This is a genomic window from Herbaspirillum sp. C9C3 (assembly GCF_013359625.1).
Classification (GTDB): Bacteria; Pseudomonadota; Gammaproteobacteria; order Burkholderiales; family Burkholderiaceae_D; genus Herbaspirillum.
Window position 1 is genome coordinate 19,188 of the sequence record NZ_JABFMQ010000036.1, and the last position, 8,825, is coordinate 28,012.

General features: G+C 61.5%; 9 protein-coding genes. All 9 read left to right on the forward strand.

The window, feature by feature from the left end; translation table 11 throughout:
* Positions 1–32 precede the first annotated feature (32 nt).
* The gene (locus HNO82_RS20805; RefSeq protein ID WP_008331973.1) at positions 33–716 is read left to right on the forward strand and encodes an amino acid ABC transporter permease; all 684 of its coding nucleotides are present in this window, start codon (positions 33–35) and stop codon (positions 714–716) included.
* Positions 717–725: 9 nt separating this feature from the next.
* A complete protein-coding gene (locus HNO82_RS20810) occupies positions 726–1,376 on the forward strand; it encodes an amino acid ABC transporter permease (RefSeq protein WP_175344994.1) in 651 nt (216 codons plus the stop codon).
* Complete coding sequence (locus HNO82_RS20815) at positions 1,360–2,094, forward strand: amino acid ABC transporter ATP-binding protein (RefSeq protein WP_034350988.1); 735 nt, start codon at positions 1,360–1,362, stop codon at positions 2,092–2,094. Before HNO82_RS20810 ends, HNO82_RS20815 begins: the two co-directional genes overlap by 17 nt.
* A gap of 67 nt (positions 2,095–2,161) precedes the next feature.
* The gene (locus HNO82_RS20820; protein WP_175344995.1) at positions 2,162–2,968 is read left to right on the forward strand and encodes a transporter substrate-binding domain-containing protein; all 807 of its coding nucleotides are present in this window, start codon (positions 2,162–2,164) and stop codon (positions 2,966–2,968) included.
* 99 nt (positions 2,969–3,067) lie between these two features.
* Positions 3,068–4,603, forward strand: coding sequence for a UxaA family hydrolase (locus HNO82_RS20825; protein WP_175344996.1), 1,536 nt, complete (start codon positions 3,068–3,070; stop codon positions 4,601–4,603).
* Positions 4,604–4,861: 258 nt separating this feature from the next.
* Positions 4,862–6,037, forward strand: a complete 1,176-nt coding sequence (locus HNO82_RS20830) for a fumarylacetoacetate hydrolase family protein (RefSeq protein WP_175344997.1) — start codon at positions 4,862–4,864, stop codon at positions 6,035–6,037.
* Positions 6,038–6,053: 16 nt separating this feature from the next.
* Complete coding sequence (locus tag HNO82_RS20835) at positions 6,054–6,818, forward strand: SDR family oxidoreductase (RefSeq protein WP_008331986.1); 765 nt, start codon at positions 6,054–6,056, stop codon at positions 6,816–6,818.
* 159 nt (positions 6,819–6,977) lie between these two features.
* On the forward strand, positions 6,978–7,928 hold the full coding sequence (locus HNO82_RS20840; protein WP_175344998.1) for an SMP-30/gluconolactonase/LRE family protein: 951 nt from the start codon (positions 6,978–6,980) through the stop codon (positions 7,926–7,928).
* 158 nt (positions 7,929–8,086) lie between these two features.
* Positions 8,087–8,641 carry an acyloxyacyl hydrolase gene (locus HNO82_RS20845; protein WP_008331988.1) on the forward strand — a complete coding sequence of 185 codons (555 nt, stop codon included), beginning with the start codon at positions 8,087–8,089 and terminating at the stop codon, positions 8,639–8,641.
* Positions 8,642–8,825: the final 184 nt, after the last annotated feature.

Genomic DNA, 8,825 nt, shown 5'->3' on the forward strand with positions numbered 1-8,825 from the left:
CCTCGCCCCCACGCCGTAAGGACGGAGCGTCGATGAACTACACCTTCGATTTCATGAGCGTCTTCGCCAACTGGGACCGCCTGCTGATGGGCGCCTGGCTGACGATACAGCTCTCGGCCTTGTCCATCGTATCGGGCTTCGTGGTCGGCACGCTCTGCGCGATTGCCGGCAAGAGCCGACTGGCGCTGGTGCGCGGCCTGGTGCAGGCGTATGTCGAGATCATCCGCAACACGCCGCTGCTGGTGCAGGTGTTCCTGGTGTTCTTCGGCCTGGCCAGCATCGGCTGGAAGCTGACCGCCGAGACTGCCGCAGTCATTGCGCTCACCGTCAACGTGGGTGCCTATACCACCGAGATCATGCGCGCCGGCATCAACTCCATCCATCCGGGCCAGATCGAGGCGGCCGAATGCCTGGGCATGTCGCGCTTTCACGTCTACTGGCACGTGGTGCTGCTGCCGGCGGTGGAGCGCGTCTATCCCTCGCTGACCAGCCAGTTCATCCTGCTGATGCTGGCCTCCAGCATCACCTCGCAGATTTCGGCAGAAGAGCTGACCGCCACCGCCAACCTGGTGCAGTCGGAGACCTTCCGCAGCTTCGAGGTGTATGCAGTCATCGCGGTGGCCTACCTGGTGCTGTCCTTCCTGTTCCGGGGCGCCTTCTGGGCAATCAGCCAGATGGCCTTCGTGCGCAAGCGCAAGCTTGGCACCAATCTTTGAGGAGACGTGATGAACGCATTCAGTTTCCTGCACGTGGAATATCTGCTGCAAGCTGCCGTCTGGACCGTGGTGCTGTCACTGGTCGCCTTCCTCTTCGGTGGCGTGGCCGGTTTCGTGATCGCCTTGTGGCGGGTCTCGCCCAATGCCCTTCTGCGCGGCATCGCCAGTACCTACATCCAGGTGGTGCAAGGCATTCCGCTGCTGGTGATCCTGTTCGTGGCCTACTTCGGACTGGCCATCGCCGGCCTGAAGCTGACCCCGCTGGTGGCCGCCGGAATTTCCTTTGCGATCTACTGCGCCGCCTTCCTCGGCGAGATCTGGCGCGGCTGCATCCAGGCAGTTCCCAAGACCCAATGGGAAGCCTCGGAATGCCTGGGCTTCAACCGCTTCGAGCAGCTCACCAAGGTGATCCTGCCGCAGGCGATCAAGATCGCCACGCCGCCGACCGTGGGCTTCATGGTGCAGATCGTCAAGAACACCTCGCTGGCATCGGTGATCGGCTTCGTCGATCTCTCGCGCGCCGGCCAGATCATCAACAACTCGACCTTCCAGCCGTTCACCGTATTCGGCTGCGTCGCCCTCATCTATTTTTGCCTGTGCTTCCCGCTGTCAGCGCTGTCCAAGCACTTTGAAAGGAAACTGAATGTCAGCCATCGTTAAGATCAAGGACCTGCACAAGAGCTTCGGCAGCAACAAGGTGTTGAACGGCGTGTCGCTGGATGTGCAGAAGGGCCAGATGGTGGCCATCATCGGCAAGAGCGGCTCGGGCAAGAGCACGCTGCTGCGTTGCCTGAACGGTCTGGAGAAAGTCGACGGCGGTGACATCCATGTATGCGGACATGATATTCATCATCCGGACAAGCTCAACCTGCGTGAGTTGCGCAAGCAGGTCGGCATCGTCTTCCAGAGCTACAACCTGTTCCCGCACCTGACGGTGGAGCGCAACATCACGCTGGCGCTGACCACCATCAAGAAGATGTCGACCGAGCAAGCCAAGACGATCGCCCACAAGGTGCTGCAACTGGTCGGGCTGGAAAACAAGAAGGAAGCCTATCCCGAGCAGCTCTCCGGGGGCCAGGCACAACGCGTGGCGATTGCCCGCTCGCTGGCCATGGCGCCGGAACTGATGCTGTTCGACGAAGTGACCTCAGCGCTGGATCCGGAACTGACGGCCGAAGTGCTCAAGGTGATGGAAGACCTGGCACGCGGCGGCATGACCATGGTGCTGGTCACGCACGAGATGGCCTTTGCCCGCAAGCTGGCCGATGTGCTGGTGTTCATGCACCAGGGCCAGGTGTGGGAGATCGGCCCGCCCGACGAACTCTTCAGCAACCCGAAGACGGCTGAATTGCAGAAATTCGTCTCCAGCGACCTTTGACGAGCACGTTTTCAGCTTGTATGGATTTTTTTTCAGCAGCACCCCTACAATCACTCAGGAGACATCAATGAAAAAACTGTTCAACTTCACCAAGAGGGCCGCCGCCATCGTGCTGGGCCTGGCCTGCTTTGCCCAAGCTGCCCACGCCGATGCGCTGGCCGACATCAAGGCGCGCAAGAAGGTACTCATCGCCATCGACCTCGGCGCGCCGCCCTTCGGCATGACCAATGCCAAGCTGGAACCGCAGGGCTCGGATGTGGAAACGGCGCGCCTGCTGGCCAAGGATATGGGCGTGGAGCTGGAGATCGTGCAGGTGACCGGTCCCAACCGCATTCCCTTCCTGATGACCGGCAAGGCCGACATGGTGATCTCGTCCTTCTCCATCACGCCGGAACGCCAGAAGGTAGTCGCCTTCACCCAGCCCTATGGCGCCTCGCAGTTCGTGGTGGCCGCCCCCAAGAGCGAGAACATCAAGAGCCTCAATGACCTGGTCGGCAAGCGCGTGGCCGTGGTACGCGGCAACATGCAGGATTCGCTGCTGACCCCGATCGCGCCCAAGGGTACCAGCATCGTGCGCTTCGATGACGATGCCACCGTGACGGCGGCCATCATCTCGGGCCAGGTCGATGCACTGTGCACGCCCAATTCGCTGGCCTCGGCCATTGCCAAGCAGAACCCGTCCAAGAACCTGGAAACCAAGTTCGCCATCAAGGACATCCCCTATGCCATCGGCCTGCGCAAGGGCGAGCCGGCACTGGAGAAGTGGCTCAACGACTGGATCACCACCAACCTCAAGAATGGCAAGCTGCCCGGCATCTACCAGCAATGGGTGGGCAGCCCCATGCCTGATCTGGCCCAGTTCGCCGCCAAGTAAGACTGTCGTTTCCGGCATGCTGCGCCTGCAACCGGGCCCGGCATGCGCCCGCCGCCCGCGCGGCCAGCCTGCAGCATCCACGTTCTCACCGAGATCAACATGAAAGCACACTCTCCCGTCATCCGCCTGAATCCGGTCGATGATGTCGTCATTGCCCGCCAGCAGCTCATTTCCGGCACCGTACTGCAAGACGAAGGTGGCCTCAAGGTCCAGGGCCTCATTCCCGCCGGCCACAAGATGGCCACCCGCGCCATCGCCAGCGGCGAGCCGGTCAAGCGCTATGGCCAGATCATCGGCACGGCCAGCCAGGACATCGCGCCCGGCCAGCACGTGCACACCCACAACCTGGCCATGGCCGAGTTCTCGCGTGAACATCATTTCGGCGCGGACGTGAAACCGGTCGATTTCGTCGCCCAGCCGGCTACCTTCATGGGCATCGTGCGTCCGGATGGCCGCGTGGCCACACGCAACTACATCGGCGTGCTGACCTCGGTGAACTGCTCGGCCACGGCGGCCCGCGCCATCGCTGATTACTTCCGGCGCGATATCCATCCTGAAGTGCTGGCCGACTATCCCAACATCGATGGCGTGGTGGCGCTGACCCACGGCCAGGGCTGCGCGCTCGATTCGCAGGGCGAGCCCTTGCAGATCCTGCGCCGCACCCTGGCCGGCTATGCCACCCATCCCAACTTCGCCGCCGTGCTGGTGGTCGGTCTGGGCTGCGAGACCAACCAGATCTCCGGCCTCATGGAAAGCCACAACCTCAAGGAAGGCGAATACTTCCATACCTTCACCATCCAGGGCACAGGTGGCACCGCCAAGACCGTGGCGCTGGGGATCGAGAAGATCAAGAAGATGCTGCCCAAGGCCAACGACATCAAGCGCGAGCCGGTATCGGCCAAACATCTGACGCTGGGCCTGCAATGTGGCGGTTCCGATGGCTATTCGGGCATCACTGCCAACCCGGCGCTGGGTGCAGCGGTGGACTTGCTGGTGCGGCATGGCGGTACTGCCATCCTTTCTGAGACACCGGAAATCTATGGTGCCGAGCACCTGCTGACCCGTCGTGCGGTGACGCCGGAAGTCGGTGAGAAGCTGCTGGCGCGCATTGCCTGGTGGGAGGAGTATTGCGCCAAGAACGATGCCGAGATGAACAACAATCCCTCGGCCGGCAACAAGGCCGGTGGCCTGACCACCATCCTGGAGAAATCGCTGGGCGCAGTTGCCAAGGGCGGCACCACCAACCTGGTGGATGTCTACAAGTATGCCGAGACCGTGACCGCACGCGGCTTTGTCTTCATGGATACCCCGGGCTATGACCCCATCTCGGCCACCGGCCAGGTCGCCGGCGGCGCCAACATGATCTGCTTCACCACCGGCCGTGGTTCGGCCTATGGCTGCGCACCGGCCCCCTCGCTCAAGCTGGCGACCAACACGGCGCTGTGGCAACGCCAGGAAGAAGACATGGACATCAACTGTGGCGAGATTGCCGACGGGAATGTTACACCGCAGGAAATTGGTGAGCGCTTCTTCCAGATGATCCTCGACACCGCCTCCGGCAAGAAGAGCAAGAGCGAACTGCATGGCTATGGGCAGGATGAATTCGTGCCCTGGCATATCGGTGTCTATACCTGATGCTGATGCAGATCATCGGAGCCCGGCTGCGTTTGGGCTAGTGTCATTCACAGTCAATCATGCCGATCCGTATTACCGCGACACAGGTCGCGTAATACGGGCTGCCGGCCAAGCATCCTTGCCTTCGGGCATCCACGCGGATGAGGATGCTTCGCCCGCGGTTGGTGCGGTCCGTCTTCCCCCTGCAGAACAACATATTGTGGCGCCGCCCGCTTCCCGTGTAGTCCGGGTACGCCTCCAACATAAGGAATCAAGAACATGACTCACAGTTACTCGCTCCAGGCACATCTGCCTGAAGACCACGCACAGGCCACGCTGATCGGCCGTCTCTGGCAACCGGGCGTGGGCCCGGTGCTGGTGAGGATTGATGCCGATGGTGCGTATGACCTCACGCTCATCGCCGCGACGTCCAGTCAATTGCTGGAACTCGATGATCCCGCCGCCGCCGTGCGCGCGGCCACCAACATGACGCGCCTGGCCACGCTGCAGGAGCTGCTGGACAATGCCGACGCCGGCCGCCGTGACACTTCGCGCCCCTGGCTGCTGGCGCCCATCGACCTGCAGGCCGTCAAGGCCAGCGGCGTGACCTTCGTGGCCAGCATGCTGGAGCGCGTGATCGAGGAACAGGCACGCGGCGACGCCGGCAAGGCGGAGTCGGTACGCAAGGCGATCACGGCAGTGATCGGTGACAACCTCTCCAGCGTGGTGCCGGGCTCGCCGGAAGCCGCGCGCCTGAAGGAAGTATTGCTGGAGCAAGGCGTGTGGTCGCAATACCTGGAAGTGGGCATCGGTCCGGATGCTGAGATCTTTACCAAGGCGCAACCGATGTCTTCGGTGGGGCTGGGCGATGAGGTCGGCATTCATCCCAAGTCGGCCTGGAACAATCCGGAACCGGAGATCGTGCTGGCCATCAACAGCAGGGGCAAGGTGGTCGGCGCGACGCTGGGCAATGACGTCAACCTGCGCGACTTCGAAGGCCGCAGCGCACTGTTGCTGGGCAAGGCCAAGGACAACAACGCCTCCTGCGCAGTCGGACCTTTCATTCGTCTGTTCGACGCAAACTTTTCAATTGACGATGTACGCCGCGCCGAACTTACAATGCGGGTCGATGGTACGGAAGGCTTCACGCTCAAGGGCAGCAGCTCGATGTCCATGATCAGTCGCGATCCGCTGCAACTGGTGGAACATGCGATCGGGCCCAATCACCAGTATCCGGATGGGCTGGTGCTGTTCCTGGGCACCATGTTCGCACCGACCCAGGACCGCTTCGGTCCCGGCCAGGGATTCACGCATCAGGTGGCTGACATCGTCACCATCTCCACGCCCCGGTTGGGTGCACTGGTGAACACGGTGAACTTCAGCGACCAGACGGCACCGTGGACCTTCGGGCTCACCGCGCTGTTCAAGAATCTGGCCCACCGCAAACTCATTTAATCGCAAAGGAACAAGCATGTCCGCATCCACTGGCCGCCTCGCCGGCAAGACCGTCCTCATCACCGCTGCCGCCCAGGGCATTGGCCGCGCCTCCACCGAACTGTTTGCGCGGGAAGGTGCGCGCGTCATCGCCACCGACATCAGCAAGACGCACCTCGATGAGCTGGCCTCCATCGCCGGTGTGGAAACGCATCTGCTGGACGTCACCGATGACGCAGCCATCAAGGCACTGGTGGCCAAGGTCGGTACCGTCGATGTGCTGTTCAACTGCGCCGGCTATGTCGCTGCAGGCAACATCCTGGAGTGTGATGACAAGGCTTGGGACTTCTCCTTCAACCTCAATGCCAAGGCCATGTTCCATACCATCCGTGCGGTGTTGCCTGGCATGCTGGCCAAGAAGGCCGGTTCCATCGTCAATATCGCCTCGGCTGCATCGAGCGTGAAGGGGGTGGCCAATCGCTTCGCCTATGGCGCTTCCAAGGCTGCGGTGGTGGGATTGACCAAGTCGGTGGCGGCTGACTTCGTCTCGCAGGGCATCCGTTGCAATGCGATCTGCCCGGGCACCATCGAATCGCCCTCGCTGAACCAGCGCATCAGCACCCAGGCCAAGGAAACCGGCAAGAGCGAGGACGAAGTACGCGCCGCCTTCGTGGCCCGCCAACCCATGGGCCGCATCGGCAAGGCCGAGGAAGTGGCGGCGCTGGCGCTTTACCTGGCATCGGACGAGTCCAACTTCACCACGGGTTCGATTCACATGATCGATGGGGGCTGGTCCAACTAGGCAGGGAGCTGATGATCAGACAGATCGGACAGATCGGAGAGATCAGACAGGTGATGTAGATCAGGACGGCATGCTTCGCGCATGCCGTTTTTTCTTTGGGGGTGTCCGGTGCTGACAGTGTTGTGGATCAGGTTTATCAATCCAGATCCTCGCGGCATAATGGGCGCTTCCTCACTCAAGCTGACAGGCAAGCCCATGTCCCAGGCCTCCCCCGTGTTTTCCGCAGACACCTTCACGACCGTCTCTCCGAAACCCATGCTGCTGGGCGAATCGCCTTTGTGGCATGCAGAGGAAGGTGCGCTGTACTGGATCGACATTCCCGGCAAGGCGATCCACAAGCGCGTTCTGGCGACCTGGCAGCACCAGCGCTGGGACATGCCGGAAGAGCCGGGCAGCATCGTCAAGCACGCGCAAGGCGGACTGGTGGTGGCTTTGCGTACCGGCATGTTCCATCTCAATACCGGCAATGGTGCGCTGTCGCTGCTGCTGGAGGCGCCTTACGATACGACACGCATCCGTTTCAACGACGGCCGCTGCGACGCCTCCGGCCGCTTCTGGTGCGGCACCATCTATGAGCCGCGCGATCGTGACGGCGGTACGCTGTACTGCTTCGAACGCAATGCACTTCGCGACGCGCATCATGCGGTGGTGACCTCCAATGGCGTGGCGTTCAGCGCGGACCAGCGCCTGATGTATCACGCCAATACGCCGGCGCACCGCATCCATGTGTATGACTATGACCTGGCCACCGGTCAGACCAGCCATTGCCGTCTGCTGCGCCAGTTCGACAGCGACAAGAGCGCGCCTGATTATGGCGGCCGTCCGGACGGGGCGGCTGTCGATAGCGAGGGGGCTTACTGGTGTGCCATGTTTGAAGGGGGCCGGGTGTTGCGGTTATCCCCGCAGGGCGAGATCCTTCAGGAGATCCGGCTGCCGGCGCGGTGTCCGACCATGGTGGCCTTCGGCGGCGAAGATCTGCGCACCCTCTTCATCACGACCGGGCGCAATGGTCGCAGCCAAGCGGAGCTGGCGCAGTATCCTCTGTCTGGCGAAGTGCTGGCCATACGTGTGGATGTGCCGGGCAGACTCGAGTACAGCTATCGTCCCTGAGCCAGCGCCCGCTCTGTGGTAAGGACGCGGCAGAATCTTTCACGCGAGTATGCTTTAGTGATGATTATGAGAGAATACTGCGTCCCGCGGATGCCCTGGCGCCGCGCCGAAAACAAGCAAAGATCCTTCAAAACACTTTACGCGCTGAAAGAGAATCCATGACTAAATTGAAGAGCCTGGTCGCCAAGATCGCTTTTGCTGGCGTCGCCGCCGTTGCCATCCAGTCGCCCAGCTATGCCATCGACGGCATGTCGCTCGAATACGGCACCGGCAACAGCACGCAGCTGGCCCGTATCGGTGCCCAGTTCAACTGGGGTCCAAACTGGAATTTCTGGCAGTCCAATGGCACCCATATCGGTGGCTACTGGGATCTGTCCTTGGCCAACTGGCGCATGAACCACTACAACAACACCAGCGACAGCGGCAACCTGATCGACCTGGGCCTGACACCGGTGCTGCGCTTCCAGCGCGATGATGGCAAGGGTTTCTATGGTGAAGCAGGCATCGGTGTGCACCTGTTCTCCAAGCTCTACCGCAACAATGACAAGGTCTTGTCGACGGCATTCCAGTTCGGCGACCATATCGGCGCCGGCTACGTCTTCGGCAATGGTCTGGACCTGGGCATCCGCCTGCAGCACTTCTCCAACGGCGGCATCAAGGAACCCAACGGCGGCGTGAACTTTGCCGTTGCGCGCGTGGCTTACAAGTTCTGATGATTGCAGACTGAAGTGCTGAAAATGAAGAAGCCGGCTCTGCCGGCTTTTTTATTGTCTGTCGTTTGGATGTGCTTGCCGGGTGCATGCCGTGCCCGGCATGCGTGCGGGGATTCGGGTGGAATCTTAGATTTTTACCTGTGCATAAATTAACAGCCCTGGTGCGCAGTCAATCCGGCTGTGT